The organism is Protofrankia coriariae (assembly GCF_001017755.1).
GTDB lineage: Bacteria > Actinomycetota > Actinomycetes > Frankiales > Frankiaceae > Protofrankia > Protofrankia coriariae.
Genome location: NZ_JWIO01000113.1, coordinates 1 through 213, shown reverse-complemented (window position 1 = coordinate 213; position 213 = coordinate 1). Strand labels below are relative to the sequence as shown.

1 protein-coding gene is annotated in these 213 nt (G+C 68.5%); it reads right to left on the bottom strand.

The genetic code is table 11. The features are described 5' to 3' along the window. The coding region (locus FrCorBMG51_RS24435) for a beta-ketoacyl synthase N-terminal-like domain-containing protein (protein ID WP_047225350.1) at window positions 1-213 on the bottom strand (213 nt) is incomplete at both ends.

Sequence of the window (213 nt, the reverse complement as noted above, 5' to 3'; positions counted from 1 at the left end):
CGTAGTCGTCGTACATGACGCCGGCGAAGACGCCGGTGGGGGTGCCGGTGAGGGTGGTGGGGTCGATGCCGGCGTGTTCGAGGGCTTCCCAGGTGGTTTCGAGCAGGAGGCGTTGTTGGGGGTCGATGGCGAGGGCTTCGCGGGGGGAGATGCCGAAGAAGTCGGGGTCGAAGTCGCCGGCGTTGTGGAGGAAGCCGCCGTGGCGGGTGTAGG